Annotated in this window: 13 protein-coding genes; all 13 read right to left on the reverse strand. The window is 27.9% G+C overall.

Annotation, left to right across the window (positions count from 1 at the left end; all coding sequences use genetic code 11):
- Positions 1–3 precede the first annotated feature (3 nt).
- Complete coding sequence (locus KI686_RS15005; RefSeq protein ID WP_237590152.1) at positions 4–483, reverse strand: TspO/MBR family protein; 480 nt, start codon at positions 481–483, stop codon at positions 4–6.
- A gap of 164 nt (positions 484–647) precedes the next feature.
- Positions 648–1499 (reverse strand): hypothetical protein, encoded by an 852-nt coding sequence (locus KI686_RS15010; protein ID WP_237590153.1) that lies wholly within the window; start codon positions 1497–1499, stop codon positions 648–650.
- A 3-nt stretch (positions 1500–1502) separates the two neighbouring features.
- Positions 1503–3716 (reverse strand): hypothetical protein, encoded by a 2214-nt coding sequence (locus KI686_RS15015; RefSeq protein WP_237590154.1) that lies wholly within the window; start codon positions 3714–3716, stop codon positions 1503–1505.
- The gene (locus KI686_RS15020) at positions 3716–3883 is read right to left on the reverse strand and encodes a hypothetical protein (protein ID WP_237590155.1); all 168 of its coding nucleotides are present in this window, start codon (positions 3881–3883) and stop codon (positions 3716–3718) included. Before KI686_RS15020 ends, KI686_RS15015 begins: the two co-directional genes overlap by 1 nt.
- Before the next feature lie 13 nt (positions 3884–3896).
- Positions 3897–4928 (reverse strand): hypothetical protein, encoded by a 1032-nt coding sequence (locus tag KI686_RS15025; protein ID WP_237590156.1) that lies wholly within the window; start codon positions 4926–4928, stop codon positions 3897–3899.
- 11 nt (positions 4929–4939) lie between these two features.
- Positions 4940–7039: a DUF1998 domain-containing protein gene (gene drmB / locus KI686_RS15030; protein ID WP_237590157.1), complete on the reverse strand. Its 2100-nt coding sequence runs from the start codon at positions 7037–7039 to the stop codon at positions 4940–4942.
- Between the two features lie 5 nt (positions 7040–7044).
- Complete coding sequence (locus KI686_RS15035) at positions 7045–11349, reverse strand: helicase-related protein (protein ID WP_237590158.1); 4305 nt, start codon at positions 11347–11349, stop codon at positions 7045–7047.
- A complete protein-coding gene (locus tag KI686_RS15040) occupies positions 11342–13651 on the reverse strand; it encodes a hypothetical protein (RefSeq protein ID WP_237590159.1) in 2310 nt (769 codons plus the stop codon). The genes KI686_RS15035 and KI686_RS15040 overlap by 8 nt, the downstream gene beginning before the upstream one ends.
- The gene (locus KI686_RS15045; protein ID WP_237590160.1) at positions 13639–15300 is read right to left on the reverse strand and encodes an NERD domain-containing protein; all 1662 of its coding nucleotides are present in this window, start codon (positions 15298–15300) and stop codon (positions 13639–13641) included. Before KI686_RS15045 ends, KI686_RS15040 begins: the two co-directional genes overlap by 13 nt.
- A complete protein-coding gene (locus tag KI686_RS15050) occupies positions 15263–17014 on the reverse strand; it encodes a DNA cytosine methyltransferase (protein ID WP_237590161.1) in 1752 nt (583 codons plus the stop codon). Before KI686_RS15050 ends, KI686_RS15045 begins: the two co-directional genes overlap by 38 nt.
- Positions 17015–17639: 625 nt before the next feature.
- Positions 17640–18023: an HU family DNA-binding protein gene (locus KI686_RS15055; protein ID WP_237590162.1), complete on the reverse strand. Its 384-nt coding sequence runs from the start codon at positions 18021–18023 to the stop codon at positions 17640–17642.
- Positions 18024–18759: 736 nt separating this feature from the next.
- Positions 18760–20070: a DEAD/DEAH box helicase gene (locus KI686_RS15060; protein ID WP_237590163.1), complete on the reverse strand. Its 1311-nt coding sequence runs from the start codon at positions 20068–20070 to the stop codon at positions 18760–18762.
- Between the two features lie 5 nt (positions 20071–20075).
- The coding region (locus KI686_RS15065) for a DEAD/DEAH box helicase (RefSeq protein WP_237590164.1) at positions 20076–21337 on the reverse strand (1262 nt) is incomplete at its 5' end.

Below are 21337 nucleotides of genomic sequence, written 5' to 3' on the forward strand. Positions count from 1 at the left end.
TTTTTAATTATTTAAAACAATGTAAGCATTTAAGCTTGTTGCAATGGTCATCCATATTAAGTACGGTAGAATTAACAAGGTAAACCATTTAATTTTATAAATGTATTTACAGGTAAAATAACCTATTAATAACCACAACAATACAATAACAACCAAACCTATTTTGGTTTTATGTAAGTTAAAGAAAACTAAGTTCCAACCCACATTTAAAAGCCATTGTAATGCATACAAACTAATCAGTTTTTTATCTAGAAAGTAAAACTGGAAACTCAATTTAGTCATGTAAAAAGAAAACAATAACATAATGCTAGTCCAAGCCGCACCAAACACCCAACCTGGTGGAGTCCAAGGTGCTTTGTTTAAAGAAATATACCAATCTTCTTGTGGTCCGTTTTCCATTAAAATAACTCCGCCCCCTAAGGCCAAAAAGTTAAAAAATAGAAAAATTAAAGTTTTAATTATTTTGTTGTCTTTCAATTTCATATGCAAATTTACGAATTTTGTTTAACTTTTAAATATAATATTTAAACAAAATGGTTTTTAAGCATAAAAAACACCCTACACGTATTTGGTGTGGGTGTGTTTTGTAAGAAAATATAAGTAAAAACTTTCTAAAATTTGAAAAATTAGAAATAATTATAAAAAAATTAATACAAAATTATATTTCTTAATTTATCATTAAAATCAAAGATATCTACTAATATAGAATTTAAAAATAGTTCACGCCCTAATCTCTCTATCAACTCAACATAGGCTAATTTCTCACTATAACCTTTATCATTAAACAATAACGAAACTAAAAATTCATAATCTGCATTAGTTTTCATTTCCAAATAATAATTACCATTATTTGGTATGAATAACCCAGTTCTAGATAAGATACTAGGTTGCCCTGCAAAAAAGTTTTTACCAGAAGCATATTTAGTACTTTTTGCTTCAATTTTATCTTGAAAAGACTGACAAATTCCAATTTCTACAAGTCCTTTACTTAAATCTTCTTTCATAAAATCCCATACTTTGATTTCATTTTTTTTAGTAAATTCAAATGAATTTTCTTTACTAAATGCATTGAAAATTATCAACAAACTAACAATTAATTTTTCTTCATCTTTTAAAACCCATTTGATTTCCTTATAAAAACTATCCTGTAACTTTTTAACTAATAGGTTTTTAAGGTTTTTATTTTTTTTTGAATCTAAATAAAACAAACCATTTAGATTTATAAAATAAAAATTTCTTTTTGAAGGCTTAAGACATTCTGAAATAAATTCTAAATCGATACATTTTTTAAAAACATCACTTTCAAAATCATCTATATATTTTGAACTTAATTCAAATAAACTTTCAATTTTCTTTTTTTGCCACTTTAAACCACACTCAGTAATTGATAAAAAAAGAGAGTCATCGTTATTCTTTAATGTGCTCATACTATCTTTATCTCCAATTTCTATAAAGTTAGATTCTAGTATTTTTTTTAAATTTAATAATTCTTTATTCATAACTTAATATGATCTAATTTTAAATGTATTCGATTCTTTTGCTGGTTCTACTAAAATTGCTAGTAATAATTTATTATTGTTATTTAACTCTTTTAATCTATCTATTACCATTTCAAGTGATTTATTATCCATATTCGCAATTTCATCAATTAATACAATGAATTTTCGTTCTTCACTTATATTTAGTTTTGCTTTTAAATAATTACTGGAACCTTGCCCACCACTAAAATCTGAAAAAGCTATTCTTCTATCATTTTGAGTTACAAAATATGGTGTTTTACTTGAATAATCTATATAAGCTATATCTACATTACTGTCTTGATAAATAATTTTATTCCCCATGAGTGATGCTACATATTCTCCTATAATTTTCATATAAGATTTGTATTCTAATGAATCATCTGATTTTAATTCGCCATTATCACTTATAAGAGCATTTCTTTGAACCATATACCTTGTAAAAAAACTTAACTTATTACTAAATATTTGAATTTCTCTATGGTTTAAAGCATACTTAGATGATTTCTTAGAGTTTTCTACTTTTAATTTTACATTATCATCTAACAACGCTTTATCCAAAGTGACTAAGAATAACTCACTTTTTTTTATTTCATTTTTGTATTCATCAATTTGCTCTTTTTCTTTTCCCTTACAATAATTGTTTTTCATATATAAATTATCACACAATTCATCAATACTATTTGCATCATTCAGCACAGATAATTTAACACCATTAATTTCTAGATTATTTCTTAATTTATCTATTTCTAATTTATCTCGATTAATAGATTCCTTAATATTGTTAGCTCTTTCTATTTTTTTATCATAACCATTATTTCCACTCTTATTTTTAGTAATTTCTCTCGATAACTTTTTTGAAAAACTAAGACCTTTATTTATCTTACCAACAAGACTACTTATAGCGTTATTTAATTCTTTCTGTAACTTATTTAAATCATCAACTATACTTAATTTATTTTCATAAATATCAAGTTTTTCCATGATTAAATACGGATTCTTATCGAATAATCCGATTATAAGTTGACTTTGTCTACAGTTGTCTTGATATTTAGTAAATGCATTTTTTAATTCTTTAATAAACTTATAATCAAACTCATTATATTCTGATTTAAGTTCTTTAAAAACTTTATCTAAAGAAATATTCTTAAAACTCTCTAAACCCTTTATAAATTTGGATATTTTTTCAACATCATTCACTAATAAATCATCTACTATCGACTCTGGATTATCAAATAAATAATTAAACAAATTGACATCTGTTTTAGAGAAACTATTAGTGAATTTTTCATAATATACATTTTCAATTATTTCCTCCTTACAATAAACTAATAAGCTTGAAATATGAAGATTTCTGATTTCTTTTTTAAGAGCTGAAATCTTATTTTTATTATCTGTATTTTTTTTTGACCTAGAGCTTGGTTTTAATAATTTTAATTCTTTTTCGATATTTGAAAATTCAATTACTTTACGAGCTTTAGAATCTGTACTTTTTTTAAGTCTAATTAAATTATCATAATTTTCTAAGTCTTTAAGATTTTCTTTTAACTTATCTAATTTATCCTCATGAGTTTTTTTTAATTCAAGATCTCTATTAATTCTATCTTGAATTTTTTTAATGACTACCTCATCTCTTTCTTCTTTAATTGACTTTAGGATATCTCTAATTTTTATATCTAAAGGGTTAAGATTTCCTAAAATTTCTCCATTAAATTCTTTAATTGATTTTAGTAATTTATATATTCTATCCAATGGTTTTTCTGGTATGTCATATAATAATTTATATCTACTTGAAAACTCATCAGAATTTATTTTCTCAGCCCCCCCTTTTTTATCTTTTATTCTTATTTCATTTTCATCTAAATAATTAAACTTGCCATTGATTTTAAAACCATCAGGGTCATCTATATCAATTTCAAAATTAATTTTTTGATGTTCTTTGTCTATTAAATAATTTAATGACCTTCTTAATGACGGTGAAAGTTCATCATCAGGTAATTCTAGTGCTTTAAACGCATAAGCTATACTATTTAAAAGAAAACTTTTACCAGAACTATTAGATGCTTTTATTACTAATATACGAGAATTCCCTCCCTCTCTACTATTAATAAATTCAACAAGATTATTATTTGGAGTAAAGGTTTCTTCAGATATTGTGTTTGGCTGTTTTATTAATTTATAATCTATAAATTTTATCATTATCCCTTAATTATAATTTCAATAATTTCATCAAAAGAGCCCTCTTTATCCTCTACAGCCATTAATTTTTTGAGCACAGTAGAGAATTCATTTTTCTCTTCACTTGAATAACCATTTATTTTACCAAAATCTTTAACTAACTTTTCTAAATATTCTTCTTCATTCATAATTTTATTCTTTTTAATATATATATAACCTTCTTAAAAATTCATTTTTTATTTGCTCTTGTTTTTTCTCAAAACTTAATTTAATAATAGTATCTAAATCATGTTTATCTGGAAGTATCAATTGATTCAATTTATTATTAATTTCTTTTTTAAACATATCACAATAAACATGGTCTTTACCAACCATCATTTTAAAAATATTACTATAAGATTCTTTCTCGTAAGACTTGCTAAGAAACTTTGATAGCCTTATGTTGTCTTTTAATTTATTTCGTTGTAAATTATATCCAGTAGTTGATTTTATTTTATTGTCTAAAATTGGATAATAATTTAAATCTTTAAAAAGTAAACTTTTCATCCAAATTCTTAAATCAATTACTATTTGATTTAAATTTACATATTCCCCTTTATTTACCAATGCAGTAAAGGTTTTATTTAAAGTATTGTAAAAAACGATTGATTTCTCATCAAAGTGTTCAATATAATTCACATAATGATTCCATATTTTACACAATAACAAATAACTATAAATATTTACCTGTTTGTTAATGCTTGTTTTATTAGATACAATTAACCAAGTTGCATATTTCTTAATTATAGAGTTTCTATTAGTAATTAAAGAATCCCAATCATCAGCTTTTAATGAAAGTAATTCTGTTAATTCAAATTTTAAAAAATCAGTGACTTCATCTTCTGAAAAACAATTATTCATGTAATTAATAAATTTGTAAGAAAATAAAAAACTTTTATTAAATTTTAATTCAGATAATTTTCCAAATTTTATATAGTTAAAAATCCTATTGCAATCCTGTTCAAAAAATAAGTTTATAATTAAGAGTTCCTGTTCAAAATAAAGAAGGTGTTCAAAAGTCTCCTCATAAAATTCATATAAATTGTTACATGTTACATAAGCTTCTCTTAATCTTTTTCTCATTTCAACTTTTATATTTTCATATTTATCTAACTTTTCTATATCAGAAAGTCCATTCATTTCTGAATGAAGTTTAATATGAATGAAATTTTTATTAGCCGAATAAAAGCTCATTAATAATAAATTTAATTAATAATTTCTTTAAAAAAACCATTATCTGAATCTACTAATATTTTACGATCCAAATATAAATTTCTGTGTTCACAAGATGTTTCGCTCACCAAACTACAAGAGAAGCAAGATGCTAAATTCAAGTCAAATAAGCCTTGTCCTTCAGATTCCCAACAAAGAGGATCACTATTACAAATGGTAGCTCTTTTGATAGCACTTTTAATTAAGTTATTTAGGTTTTGTGGCCTTGTTTGAGCTATTAATCCACCCATGCTCCCTTCTGCTCCCTCAGCTGTATAAATTAAACAACCATACATTTTATACTCTTCTTCATTAGAAACATATATTCTTTCCGATAAAGAGGCAGTTGGATATCCACACCTAAATTCTAATTCTCTCATTATTAAATGAGAAAATGTGTGAACTAAATACATTTGCCAATTCATTACATTAGCAAAATCAACTGCTCCTTTGTTAAATCGATTTGCTGTTTCTTGCTTCTTTTTTAATTCCCTCTGTAGTTTCTCTATGATTGTATTATCTGTGATAAAATCACTGATTAACTCATCATTAAATGAAAAGAAAATTCCTTCTCCAAAATTCTCAACTACGGGGTAAACTAATACGTCTTCATTTTTACTTTTAAATATATTTTTAGGATGGGCATTTTCAGCATCTGCATCTATTGGGACAACTCTCGAAAAATCCAGTTGAGCAGATGTTATTTTCATATTATCTACTCGTAAAACTCTTTTGAAGTAACTCCTTATTGTTTTTTTATCTAAATTTTCAGTAACATCTTTTACACTTAAATCTTTAGGATTTTTTTTTAATAATGCCTCATCTTTGTGAAAAGCTTGAAATTCCCTAAATCTGAAAATAGTTTCTACTTCTGAATCTGGAATATCTTCTTCTACTTCAATAGGCAGGTCATGTTTTAAATCACTAATTTTATTTTTTAACACAATTGCAAACTCTAAATTATCATCTCGCATTGCTTGAGTTTTCTCTTCTTCTAATCTCAGTATTTCCAAAGTAATATCACTCTCAAACAATTCACTATGTAAATATATACTGGAAAGAGTTCTTGAATAATAAATATTATTACCTGTTGTTAAAGCCACTTTCATGGGTTTTGGCTTTGTTTGTCCATTTTTTTTCTCTGTACAAAGACAAACTTCTGAAGGTGGATTTTGATTTCTTGCATTTCTATCTCCTGAATAATATTGAATATCTCCTGTATCAGCTTCCCAAGGCTTATGCCCTGCACATTTAATTTTAACATTCATTAAACCTTTAAGCGAAACCCCTTGACTACAACTTGAACATTTTAACCATTTACCATCATAACCAGATGCACTTCCTGAATTTGAAGTTATTTTAATATGAGGTGTATTACAACAACTCTGATTATTTAACAAGTCTACTACTAAATCTTTTTGTAAAATAGCTACAGGGTCATCTGTTCTCCATCTTAAAAATTTAGACCAAGGAAAATCACTAATATGTCCATGTTCACATAGTAATATGATATTATCTTGTTTTAAATCACTTGTCCAGCCTTTTTCTTTGTTAAAAACATATTTTGGTGGATGAAAGTTATCACCATACTTGTCATTATTTGCGGTTCTATTAACCCACTCTTTATACCAGCTGCTATAAGTTTTGTAGTTATTAGACCTATCAGCAAAAACTTTGGGCATATAGGTACTTGGAATAGCTATTTCGACACCATTATTACCAATTTTATTATTATGAGTGACCACCTCTATATCTGGTATTAATACCAAATACTCTAAACTTATTAGGTCCTTTCTTATTTGTAATGCTTCCAACAATCTATGATCATTTGAAATACCAATATTTCCATTCTCGCCTTCCCTAGCTTCGGCAATTACATACTTAATTTTTTCCTTATCCTTCTTCCCTTGATTAATTGCTTTTTGATTTAATTCTAAAACTTTTTTTAAAAACCCCCACTCTTCTATACACGAAACAATGATACTACCATATTGCGTATGCACTAAAGATCCTGGTCCTCCATATCCAGAAAGCAATTTATATTTACTAACAGATTCGTTTGCTGTATTATTTTCTTTATATCTATTTGCCATGGTTATTATTGTTGAACAGTTTTAATTACTGCAGAAGCTCCTATCTCTCTTAATGAATGGGATACTTTCCAACGGTTGCCATCACTTGCACTTGTAAATAGTGATCGCAACCTCTCGTTATGAATTCTATAGTTTAATTCTACAGGTGGTTCTTGCCCATCAATTAAACCTATCCAATTATTAAGTAATTCATTTAATTTAAAATTAATGTCATCCACTTCTTCTTGTGAGATAATACCATCTATTGTAGAAGTTACTCCTGCTTCTCTAGTTTTTAAGTGTTCATCTAATTTCAAAGAATTATTATACACTTCTTGAATTTCTACATTAATTAAACCTTTAATAGTTTCAATTTTATCGTTATCAATTTCTCGTGCAGAATCGTTATTCATTAAGCCTAATATTTCATTGTGCCTAATAATAACAATAGCATACATAGCCAAATAACGATCCAATGCTTTACTTGCAAATGGAGTTACAGATATAGGTTCGACGTAACTATAAAATTTTTCGTGAAATTCTTTAAATTTTTGATAATGCGAAATATCTCTAGACCTAAACGGATGATGCACTGTGAAAACAATACCATCTTCGTCTCTAGCAACCCTACTAGAAGCCTGGATATATTCGGCAATGTTTCTAGGCATAGAGTTAATGACAATGGTGTTAAAACGAGATACATCTATACCCACAGAAATCATATTTGTAGCTATAATAAACTCTGGATTGCTTATTTTGTTTAACTTAAACTTATTTCCATTATCTATTTTATCTAATAAACTCCATTTTTTCTCAATCTCAGCTAAATTCGTTTTAACCTCCTCTCCAGATAATCGACCTGTAAGCTCCGAATAGTTAATCTCACCATCGGATCTAATTATACTATCTAGAAAACTCCAAGGAATTGTGTTTTTTATTATAAAACTTATATCTCCAGGTAAATAATGATCTAATTGAGATTGTGCTTTACCAACATCTTTTAAACTGTTGTAATACGCTAAAACAGTATGAAAATAATCAAACACTTTTTTCAATTCATCCAAAATCGTAGGATTTTCAAATACTTGATCAATTGTATACTTCTCCTTAAAGTACTTTAATCTATGGCTTAGAGTAATTGAAATAATACGCAATTGCATCCATACCTGTGTTTTCCCTATGGGTAAAACTCCAACATATTTTCTTTTAGATTCATAAGTCTCTATTGCTGTTTTTTTTCTTTTATAAAATGCAAAAAACGAATCATCACAGGTAATACCTTGCTTAGGAAAAATTTCTGATCTTCTATTAAATAGGGCAAATATTTGTTTATCCGTATTTCTTGTAGTAGCAGTAGATGTAACTATTTTAGGTTTTATTTTGTTTCCATCTTCATCTGGATAAGTGCATAAATAATCGATACTTTTTTCGAATAAGCCAACGGAAGACCCTAGAGGCCCTAATAACAAGTGTAACTCATCTTGGATAATTAGTTCTGGCGGCAATACATTTCGTTGCCTGTTTCTTCCATCATAACCTTTACCAATTAATCTTTGAGAATCTTTATTTCTTCCACTAGCCACTGTAGAAACATTATTTGCAAATGCTGCAAATTTATCTACTGTTCCAAATAACAAAGTTGGTGGGTATTTATATATATCCTCATCAAACAGCCTAAGTGGAAGACTTTTGGTATTCGAAGACCTTCTACTATGAAAAGTACATCCATCTGTATTACAAGAAATATTTAACTGTGATTCTATTGAAGTTGGCTTATATTTTCCACCACCATCTATTTCTCTCCTATGATTTGGCAGAACATTATTCAAAGCAGCATCTTTAAATAAATCACCTCCACACCAAGGACAATCTGTAAAAGGTAAACTAGTAGAAATTGGTTGATTGTTTGTAATTGAATCAGAAATTTTCTGTAATTCACCTATCATAGATTTATCACCTTGATTCCAATAATTAGGTAGCGAGTCTCCTCCTACAAAAAGTCCAATGGTAATTCTTTCATCTCCTAATGATAATTTATTAGGCAAAGTAAAATTATCTTTTCTTATTACTTCTAACGCACAGATTAATAAGGTTGCTCTTTGAAACTGCTGTAAGGTTAACATTCTTAAAGTATAACGCATTAATACCGTTGTACCATAGCCAAGTTCACCTTTTGTAAACCTTCTTAATGAAATTGCAAAAGCAATAATCCCTAAATAAGCCTCTGTTTTACCACCACCTGTAGGGAACCAAACCAAATCTGCTATTTCGTTACGTTCTGGCCAACCTGAATCAAATAGATCTTTTACAGTATTATCTCCTTCCTTTGGTTTTACAAAAGCATCTACATTAAGTAAAATAAATGCCAATTGAAAAGAACGCCATTTATATTCGGTTACATTACCTTCTTTATCTGTAACTATTTCTTCAGAATAAAACGCTTCAACATCTTCATTATTTGGAACAAATGGAATTTTACCCTTTGATTTTATGCTATGATGCAATTGCATAAACATAGCTGTATTCATTGTTCTAAATGCAGCTAAAGCTTCATCATTATTTTCTAATAATGAAATGTTTCTTTTTAAACGCTTATAATCGTTTCTGCAGGCTTCTAATTGCTTGTTTAATAAACCTTTTGACTTATCATCAAGGCTTTCGTTATCTAATGCTTCTTGCTTGTCTTTAATCCAACTAATATTATTTTCATTACCATACGAATCAATAAACGAATTAAGTCCATCAATAACATCTGTCTTTATAGAATTACTTAAAGTTGACAAATAGCGCATTGATAAAATATTATCGTCCTCTAATCTATCTTTAATTTCCCCATCTACAACCTTACTTGGCTTAAAATCTACAGAAGGGGTTTCTTGTGTTGGTAAAAACTCTGAAGAAATAAAATTTAGATTATCTTTAGTTTTACCCCAATTTACCGATGTGTTATAGCCTTCACCATAGTCTATATAATTTCTATATATCAGTTTATTAAAACTATCTTCTTCATCAAAGTCAAGTAATTGTGGTGGATTGTATTGTAGCAATGAGTTTTCAATAGTTTCATGAATTGTTAACTCAACACCAAAAAAAGACAACTCATTTGCTTTGTTTTTTTTATTTAATTGAGGTGGCTCATTTAGTTTTAATTTATACTCATTAATGTTTTCAATTAAAAGCTTTACATAAACTTTATTATCGTCCGGATTTGGGATATAATACTGAACATAATATTGTAGACTTTCTGTATCCTGTTCATCTACAGATTTACGGTTCTCTCTTTGAATTAAATCTCTTTTAACAATAGGTAAGCTTATTTCTTTAATAAACTTCTTAGACTTCCAAATAGGTACAGTATCTTTTTTCTTTAAAATTGATTTTAAATCTGTTGTAATTTGTATTAACTGATTATAAATCTCTAATTCTTTTATTAAGGCCTTATATTTACTATAATTAAATATTCCTTTTTCTAATTCTTTTTGAATAAAGTCAGATATTGAATCGGTAAATATTGTATAAACATTTGTGTGATTATATTTAGAAGCTGAAATAGAGTAGAATTGATTATTCCCTAAACCAAAATATCTTACCTGATTTGTATTATTTAGTTCTACCAGCTCATTATTAAATGTATTATTTAAAATTGGAATAAATTCTTTATCAACATAATGGTTTATCAAATTATAATCTATGTTATAAATTTCGGTTTGATCAAAAATTTTACGAGGTAAAATAAATATATTTGAATTTTTATTTTCTATCGAAAAAAGCGAATTAAGGTATTTTTCAACGATTTCTTTAATCTCTGTTTTGTATTCTTTAACCTGTATTGCTATTTTATTCTGTAAAAGATTTTTTTTAGAAATACGCTGATACTTGCGATAAGATAATGAAACTTTTAAATCTTGATTAATATTCTTATTATTATCAAAAACAAATGAAATACCAAAAGTTGTTGGATAATTTTGTTGAGTTAATACTACGTTGGAAGAAGTATCCTCAATTATATCATCATCATCTGCAGATGTATTTACACTTGTTTCTTCATTTTGTTCTTCTTCCTCATTTTCTTCTTGTTTAATATTTTTACCTTCATTAGATTGGGTTGTTAATGGAAATAAAATAGCAGAGCTATATTGGTATGCAGGAACTTCTGGTATTACTTCATCAAAATTTTCTAATGCAGGTATTTCAGATAAATCTTTATCTGAATATATCGATTTCTTCCAATCTTTAAGAAAGAAATATTTTTTATTGTAGGCACCAGGACCTATAACTTGTTCTTTAACATAGCTTTCTAAGCTATCTCTTTTCTCTATAAACTTATTCATTTTTAAGAGTCTTAATGGTTTTTATTTCTATGAAAGTAAGCTGGCTTATTATTGTTGAAATAATAGATTCTGCAATATTTGTAATTTCATCTTCGTTAGTGGACTTGAAAATTTCACTTTCTTGATTAAGAATTGTAGATACTGAATTAATAATTACGGGATTTTCAATAGTACCTAGCCAATTATTTTCTATTAACAAATTAATAATAGATTTATATAATTGCTTTAAATCATTTTGCTTACTTCTACCGTAATAGGCAATAAATGATAATTGCTGATCGGAATGATTAATATTTAAATATTCACAAATTATTTCCCAATCTTTTTTTCTTCTTGGAATTCTAAAATTATGCTCTTTGCCTGGAGCTAACAAATAATTATTATCAAAATAATTTTGATGTTGATATGAAATACCTTTTCTTTTTAAAGCTTGATAAACGTTTGACCTCTTATTTAACTGGTTTTGATAATTCAATACATTTTCAGGAATACTAACAAGTTTATCATAAAGCTTATCAGATTTGTACAAATCTGATATATTTGAATCTGTAATTATAAAATCACCAATTTTTAAGGCTGCAGCCTTTATATACAACAAGGAATCTTTTTGTAATAAAACTTTTTGAGTTGATACAACTTCGAATCTGTTAGCTGCATTTTCATTTATTAAAATGCAATAATTCTCTTTCTCAACTTCGTTGTCATGATTTTCAGTCTCCTCTGTATTAGTATATTCTAAATCTTCTTCATCTGGTATTGTTTCATCTTCTATTTCCTCCAGAATATCTTCCTTATAATTATCTCTATAAACTTTTAAATCATTTTTTATTTCTCCAATAATTTTAGTTTTTAGCTGTTCTAACTTATCTTTATTCTCAGAATAATTATCATCTAATTCTTCCCTTATTTTAGATAATAATGGTGCAGATTGATAATTAAATAAATGAAACTTAATCCAAGGTTGGTATCCATAATATAAAAAATCAGGAACAACGATATTAATATTGTTCTTAGCGTTCTGATTTTTGTTTACTAAATCAATTATGTTGAATGAATCCAAAACGGTAACATCTTTATAGTCACTCTCTTCAATAGAGTTAATAAATTCTATTTTAGGATTAATAGAACTTACATAGTTTTTAAAATTATTAAATATAGATTCTAATCTTTTTTTTCTATTACTCTTTAATTCAGGAAAAAGAATTTTTGGTTCATTTGTAAAACTATTTTCAATCCAGTTTAATTTTACTAACTCTTCTATTATTATTTCAACTGTATTTATTATTGGCCTTTCAGCAACTGCAGGGAAATCTTTTTTAAATTGCTCTAGCCATTGATCCTTAGTTAGAGATTTATTAACAAAAAGCAACCAATATTTAGGAAATGGTGTAGTAAATTTATTTAACTCTAATGAAGTCCAGTCTGACTTAAAAGATTTAAATGAATCATATAAATTTTTGCTATGTCTTGTATCTATTACGTTGTACTTTAAATTACTAGCAATATTATTTTCATTAAATAATAAAAAAAGATCATTTTCTGAAATTTCATTATACACAAAACGATTATTAAATATTAAATTAAATTTCTTTTTAGCAACATCAATTAAATAAGGATGTGGGTTTTTAGAATAAGGGTATTTTATTAAAAGACTATTTTTAATTTTTTTTTCCAACAACTCATCCTCAATATCCATAGCAGAATCATCATCTAAAACATTTTCAATATATATTTTTTTTTCAGAAATGATTTCATCATTGACATTTCCTCCCCTACTAAAAGACAATATTTTATCTTCAATTTCAATAAGTTGTGGGTAATCAATGAGCCTATAATTGCGAATACTTTTAAATAATTTGAAAGTATTTCTAATTGTTTTTGGGTTATTAACTCGGATTAACTCCTCTTCATCAAAAACAGGTAAAAAAGCATCTAATTTTGTAAGTGTTTCTGCCTTCCCCCAAACAATAACATCGTTTTTAACCTTCTTGTAATTTAAAGTTAAGTCTGCCATTTGATTATTTTGCATTGGTTTGAATATATCAAATAAACAAGTACCTGAGTATTCTGTAAGCTTTTTTTCTTTTAACAGGTTAAATACAAAAGTAAAAGCCCTTATATAATTAAATGCTAATGAAGAAAAATCTTTATCGTAATAAGGTAAGTACAGATTAAACTTATGGTTTTCTGAACATAAAAATCGAAAATACCAAGACCCTATAATTTCTAACTTATCATTTTTTTCTTCACCTAAAAAGTCAATAATGACATTATGGATTTTTTCAAATACTATGCTTTCCATAAAACAATCTTTAGATGTTCCATTGCTCTAGTTACCGCAACATAATTTTGAACCTTTGATTTTTCGTCCAAGTTATTCGTTATTAAATACACCGCTTTATTTTCTAAGCCTCTATATTTAATTGGTGTTGTAAACCTAATTTTAGAAGATGGTATATTAATATTTTTCTCAATGAGTTCTTCTAAATCTTTATTAAAATAATCTTTTGCTATTTCTTTAAAACTATCTATTAAAGAGCTGTGAACTAAAATTACTTGCTCTGATTTTAAAAATTTTGTTTCGTCAATTATTTCTTTAATTACTTTAAGCTGATCTACTATTTTTATAGTATTAGGAATGTCTTTTATTTCTTTACTATTCAATATATCATTAGAAATTTTTATAATATTTTCATTTTGACCACACCTATATGTTTCATCAAACAAGTAATGAGTAAACCCATTATCTATATAAAAATCAGTATAAAAAGATATATCGCTAAAATTATAAATTATAGTTTGCTTAGGGTCATATAAAACTAAGAATTTCGGAAATTCCTTTTCTCTCTCTAATTTTTCAATTAACTCAAATAATCCTTTATTAAAATACTCCTGAGCTTCATCGAATATGATAAAATCAATTTCATTTGATAAATTTTCAAGTTTGATGTTTTCAGAATAAACTTTGAAATCAATTAGACCATCATTAACCCCATAATCTCTTAAAATTAAATGTTCTATTTTGGACTTAATAAGTTTATTTGCACAATAATAAATCCCTTTTTGTTGCTTTAAAATATGTTCTGCTAAAAATTTTTTTGCTAAAACAGTTTTTCCTGTTCCTGGAGCACCTTGAATGATTACCTTTCTATTTCTACTTAAACCTTTTAAAGTTTCATAATTTTCTTTTAATATAATTTCTGAATTAATTCTTTCGGGATTATACCCATATGAAGATTGAGATGGAAAAAGTTGTGATCTTAGAGATTTTATTTTTCTTGAAGATAGCTCAGGATACTTCTCAAATCTCTTATTATTTATCTTATCATTTGGCCAACTTGGATTCAACTCCTTTATAATTTTGCTTCTCGATGTTTTAGCTAAATCTATTAAAAAATCAAAGAAAATTTTATTGATAACCTTTTCATCTTCTATTTCGTTAAAGTTTGTAAAATCTTTTTTTGAAAAAAATAAATTATTATAACCTCTTAGTTGAGGACCTTTTAACACGAAACCTGCTTCATGAGGCAATACAACAGCTCTATATATAAATATACCTTCATCTATCAATTGCTTTAATGTATGAGTATATTCTTTTGCTTGATTAAATGGATTTTGTGTTTTAAATTCTCCTTTTCTGTCATAAGAAAAATAATTATCACTTTCATCAACTCTTAAGCCACCTCCTTTTACTTCAATAATTAAAATCCCATATTTTGATAATACAACGAAATCTATTTGACCTTCAACCTTTTTTTTACTTGCTGGATGAGTTGACAAATTATAATCATGTTTTAAAAACCATGATTCATTTTCTAAAAATTTGTTTTTATTAAATTTTAGAAATTGCTCGTATAGCCATATTTCTCCATAAAGCGGAGAATTATCTTTTTTAGTAATACTTTTTTCTAAGTTATTTTCCGGATAATTGTTTAATAATGTTACTGGCATTCATTTTTTCTTTTTCGTTAGCTACTGAAGCGATTTTGTTTATTGCATATAAGGCAAATAATTGTTCCACTGGAACTTCATCTTTATACTCAAAGATTTTTCTATCTTTTTGTTTAAGTAAGTTATTATCTAAGTTTATTTTTTTAATGATTATATTTATTTCACTCACTAATTCGGTTGGTTCTTTAAAGTTCCCTTTAGATTCTTGTAATTCATACATTTTTTGTAAAGTAGAAGCATCAGCAATTTTTTCTGAAAAGCCACTATTGATTATTTTTACAAACTGTTTTCCTTTTTTATTTTTAACCAACAAAGGTTCAATTACTTGATAGAAACCATCTCGAACATCCTGATTTTTAAAATTTATACCTGTACCATATTGAATTGATGTAAACCAATTATTTTTTGCTTTTGATTTCTTTTCAATATCATAATTTGATAAAGTAACCGTTAAGTTTCCTGCTTTAATCGGATGTCTTCTAAATCTTGAATTCTTAGTCCTTTTAGGTTGTTTATCAAATGGTTTCTCTTTAAAATCATTTAGATTTTCAACTTCATCAATATCTACTTTTTTATTTAATTTTAGTTTTTTAGGCGATTTCATACCCAAACTAAACAGAACTTCATTAGCTAATGATCTACTGACCGATGGACAAACAGCATTACCTACTAATCTCCATTTAGAATTAATACTCCCTAGAAACTGATATGTATAAGGAAAACCCATAATACTAGCAGCCTCACGAACAGTGGGTGTTCTATATTCACCATTACCTTTTCTGTTATATTCTGATTTATAAATTAATGCTTCACGTGAAGTACCACTTTTTGTTGCAGTAATTGTTCTACTAGGTTTATTAAGATTTTCTGGAAATGACATTTTCCCCATACAATAGTGATTTGTTTTATGCTCCTTAGATTGACGCCATTCACTTTGGTATAAACCACTATCATAAAAATGATCAGTAAGATCACTTTGCCTTAATTTAATATCTTTATAAACAGGATCTTGTATCTCTAAATTAGATTCTTTTAATATCGGAGATATTGTATTTTTTATTAATTCACCTAATGTATTCCAATATGCTAAATTATCACCTTCAATATTTGAATGTGTTGGTTTTGGAATATGAAATTTTTTAGTTGAAATAATTTCACCCGAAATAGCTCTTTTTCTTGCCTGATATGAACCATAATCAGCAGAATTAATTATCTCTGTATTGTCTTTTAGATTTAAAGCCTCTGAATTAGGATCTTTATCATTTATAAGAGCCCAATCAGAAAGATCTAGATCTTTAAAAGAATATTTTTGGCTTATGTATTTTTTTGAATTAGCTACATTCTCCATAAACCAAGCTTTTAAAACAGAACCTTTTTTATGTTTCTTAACAGCTACTATTCTTAAAAAGCATTTTGTTAAGTCTAAACCTAAAGACTTATCAGCTTTACCAGACTTATTTGAACTTGAAAATGATACACAAGGAGGTGAACCAATTATAACATCTGTATTTGGTAAATTATCTATTTCTTCTAAGGAATCTTTAAACTTTAAAATATCTGTAACTTTAGAATTATTTCCAAAATTATGGTTGTAGGTATTAATAGCGGGTTGCCAGTTATCGTAACCTTTAATAATTTCAAAACCTACTTGTTTAAAACCTTCAGAAAAACCTCCAGCTCCACAAAAAAAATCAATGACAGTTAATTTACTCATAAATATTACCAAATAGAAATAATACACCTAATGAAATTAATAGGTGTTAAAACAATTTTTTACCATAAAAATATTTGTTTTTATTCCATTCACCAAGCAATACACAAGTTTTTTATTAAAAGTTTATATAGTTATCAACTATAAACTTATTACCCCCCTTCTTAAGAAATACATAATAAACTAAAAAAAAAAAACAATTTACATTAAAACATGTTCTAAATTCTAATAGAATATTCAAATAATTATAATTTAAAAAGCCAAATTTCACTGTAAAAAACGAGTTATTTTTCATGATTTTTCAGTCAAAACCAAAGCCTTTTTCACTCCAATTTTCACTCAAAAAAAGGGTGATTTTAGTCCAATTTTCGAGTGATTTTCAAGGTTTTTTTTTAGAAAAAAAGGGGTTTCAGCCCAAATTTTACGCATTTTTATGCAAATTGACCTTTTCTCAGATGCGTCCTGACGCAACTTTTACTCCATCAAGACGCAACTTCAACTGCATCAGTACGCGATAAAAGTTGCGTACGGACGCATATGGGCCAAAAACGCATAAAAAAGCCCCAATAATCATCGATTATTGAGGCTTGGGCTATAAAAAACCGACTTGGTTTTTTATAATTTTACGCTAAGTTTGCGTAGTAAATGTAACCGTTTTTAGCAGAGATCGTAACTTCTTTGCTGGTCTAAATAATACACGTGTTTTGGTAATGGCAGACGCTCCTACTTCTTCTGGTGTATCAAAACCTTCTGAACTTAAACTTATTTGAAAATTACCCAATTTTCCCAAACGAACAATTCGTCCGTTTTTAAGCTCTCTTACAATATTGGTTTCTAAAATGTTTAGCGCAGCCAAACAATCGGTTTCCGATAAAGCTGATTGTTCAGAAATCATTTCTGCTAAAGTTTCAAAATCTACACTTCCGTTTGCGGTTACTGCTGCATAATATTTTTTTGGTGCAGTAACATCTTGAGGGTTTAACCTCTCTATTGTCTTAAATTTTATGGACATATTAATATTCTTTTAAATTATAAAATAGCAATAACTTATTTTAAGAGGGTATTGCAACGACACCTCTCCGTTTCTAAGAAAACCTCCACAATTATTTGCCTTACCCTGCCGGAATTTGCAAGATAAATTACCATACTAGCTGTACTGAATAAGAAGTTTGTAATGTGCTAAGTCATACCGTTTACCAAATGCAGGATGGCAGCCTGCTTTAAAAATTAATAAATAATTTTTGGTAAACTTTTAAAAGAATTGTAATTTTGATATGCGAATAACAAAACACAGCACCTTTAAAAGTGTTACCGTTTTATAAAAAGTCTTAAAATGCCATTTTTAAGGCTTTTTTATTTGGCTATTTTTAGGTCTTAAATCCAATTTTAAAAATATCATTCCACCAGTTTTAAGGGTTTTAAAAAAATATTTACATAATTGTGTATAAAAAACCATAAAAACAGCGCTATCACGCTGTAAAGATAGTAAATTTAAATTAAAAAACACCTTTAACTTATGCACACAATATTCACATTGCGCAATTCCTTTTCTCAACAACTATTTTCTCTATAAAAATCACCGCTATTTTCATCAGATAATTCTTTAATACTTCCGTTTGCACTTTCTTTACTAGAAGCCAAATTTGTATTAAAATGCATCTAAAGAAAAGTACATTCCATTTAAAACCAAAAAAACCATCAATTACTTGATGATTTTTTTAATGAATACGCAATGTGCAATTATAAATTTACAACACCGTAACTCTTACTTTTTTCTTTTTTAAACGCGTATTATTTAAATCTGCTACCAATGTAGTTGCTTTTGCCATAGGTACTGCTACAAAAGCACAATCTTGCTTTAACTCTATATTACCCAATTCTTCTCTAGACAAATTACCTTGTTTGATAAACAAACCAGCAAGATCTCCTTTAGATATTTTATCTTTTCTACCTCCAGAAACAAACAAGGTTTCCCAATAAGGGGCTTTTCTTTCTGCTTGTTTACTAATATTAACCACATCGGCATTTTTAATAAAGTCTGGCAAACTTTCCTCTTTCCACTTTAAAACATACGCAGTTCCTTCTGCTGCAACCCTTGCTGTACGTCCGTTTCTATGTGTAAATTCTTCTATAGCCAAAGGCAATTGATAATGAATAATGTATTGCATTTCTGGCACATCAATCCCTCTTGCAGCCAAATCTGTTGCAATTAAAATCTGGTTGGTTCCGTTTCTAAACTTAATTAAAGAACGCTCTCTGTCTTTTTGTTCCATTCCGCCACTAAAACAACCATGTCTTATATTTTTACTTTCTAAAAAAGTACTGACCGTATTAATTGTATCCTTTAAATTACAAAAGATGATTCCTTGTTGATCTCCCAAATGGTTTAACAAGTGTAATAAAGTATTTAACTTGTTTTTAGCAGGAGAAATAACTGTTTTTATGGCTAATTTAGACGTAGTTGCTTTTAGATAATTGACCGTATTTGGTTTTTTTAAACCTACAAAATCCGGAATTTCGACTCCTTGTGTCGCAGAAGTTAAAATACGTTTGTTTACCGCTGGTAATTGATTGATAATTCCTCTCATTTCATACTCAAAACCCACTTCCAGAGATTTATCAAACTCATCTAAAATTAAGGTTTTTATAAAGTCTTTAGAAAATCTTTCATTTGCAAAATGATCGGCAACCCTACCCGGAGTTCCTATTAAAATAGCCGGCACATGTTTTAATTCTATTTTATCTTTAGACATGGGTCTACCACCATAAACTGCATTTACCTTATAACCAGAACCCATAGAACGGATAACTTGTTCTATTTGAATGGCCAACTCACGAGACGGAACCAAAACAAGTGCTTGTACTTCTTTTATAGTAGGATCTAATGTTTTTAATAAAGGCAAACAAAAAGCCAATGTTTTTCCTGTACCTGTTGGCGATAATAAAATAGTGTTATCGTTTTTAAGAATGGTTGCAATGGCTTCTTCTTGCATGCTATTTAACTGACTGATGTTCAGTTTTTGCAATATTGCTGCTTGGTCTTTTATTTCGTTTGCCATGTCTTTTATTTTTTACGCTTTTTAGGTGCGTCTATTTTTAATGTACTCGGTTTGCTTTCTGCCAAATGAAGCGTCAATATTTTATCAATCAACTCTTCTTTGGTTAAGTGATGAAACACCGTTCTTACTTGTCCTTTTAAATCGCCAGAAATGGCACGATTCGGTTTAGTTTTAAAGATTTTTTTCGCCCATAAAAGCGTTTTATTTTCTTCGATGCTTTTAGCATCTGCTTTTTGGTATCTTTCAAAAGAAATGCCCAATTCTTGTTCAAAATCGGCAATGTCTTGTACCTCTTCTTCTTGTAAAATAGTTAAAGAAAGTCCTTTGGCTCCTGCTCTTGCCGTTCTACCACTTCTGTGTACATAAGCATCGTAAGTATCTGGTAAATGATAATTGACTACATAGGCAATTTCTTTAACATCAATCCCTCTTGCTGCCAAATCTGTTGCCACTAAAATATCGATGTGGCCTTCTCTAAACTGATTCATTATTCGGTCTCTAATCCCTTGAGTCAAACTACCGTGTAAAGCCCCAGAAGAAAATTTATTGATGGCCAAATTCTTAGCCAATTTATTAACAGCGGCTTTTGTTTTACAAAAAATGATTCCTCTTTGGTTGGGTTTTGTGCTTAAAAAATGGAGTAAAACGTCTAACTTTTCTATGGGTGCTACCACTACATATTGATGATCGATACCTTGATGACCTACGGTAGCCATATCTGCATCTACCCAAACCACTTCTTTAGACATGTAGTTGTTTACCAACTGCTTAATAGCACCCGATAAGGTTGCTGTAAACAATAAAGTTCTACATTTTTTAGGTATCGCTTTTATAATACTATCTAAATCTGTTTTTAAGGCAGTAACCATTTCATCGGCCTCATCTAAAACTAAATAGTTTACATTTTTAACGTTGATGGCTTCTCTTTCTATTAAATCTACCAAACGCCCAGGAGTGGCTACTACAATTTGTGTAGGTGTTTTTAAGCGTTCTATTTGTGGTTTAATTGGGATTCCTCCGCAAACAGCCGCTATAGAAATATCAGGTATTTCTGCTGCAAAAGAAACCAAATTGGCATGTATTTGATGCCCTAACTCTCTAGTTGGCGCTAATATAATAGCTTGTATGTGGGTATTTGTAACATCTATCAACTGCAATAAAGGCAAGCCGAAAGCAGCCGTTTTTCCGGTTCCTGTTTTTGCTAAAGCAACCAAATCTTCTTTTTGTTGCAATACAACAGGAATCGATTTTTTTTGAATATCTGTAG

Source organism: Polaribacter sargassicola (genome assembly GCF_021991835.1).
Classification (GTDB): domain Bacteria; phylum Bacteroidota; class Bacteroidia; order Flavobacteriales; family Flavobacteriaceae; genus Polaribacter; species Polaribacter sargassicola.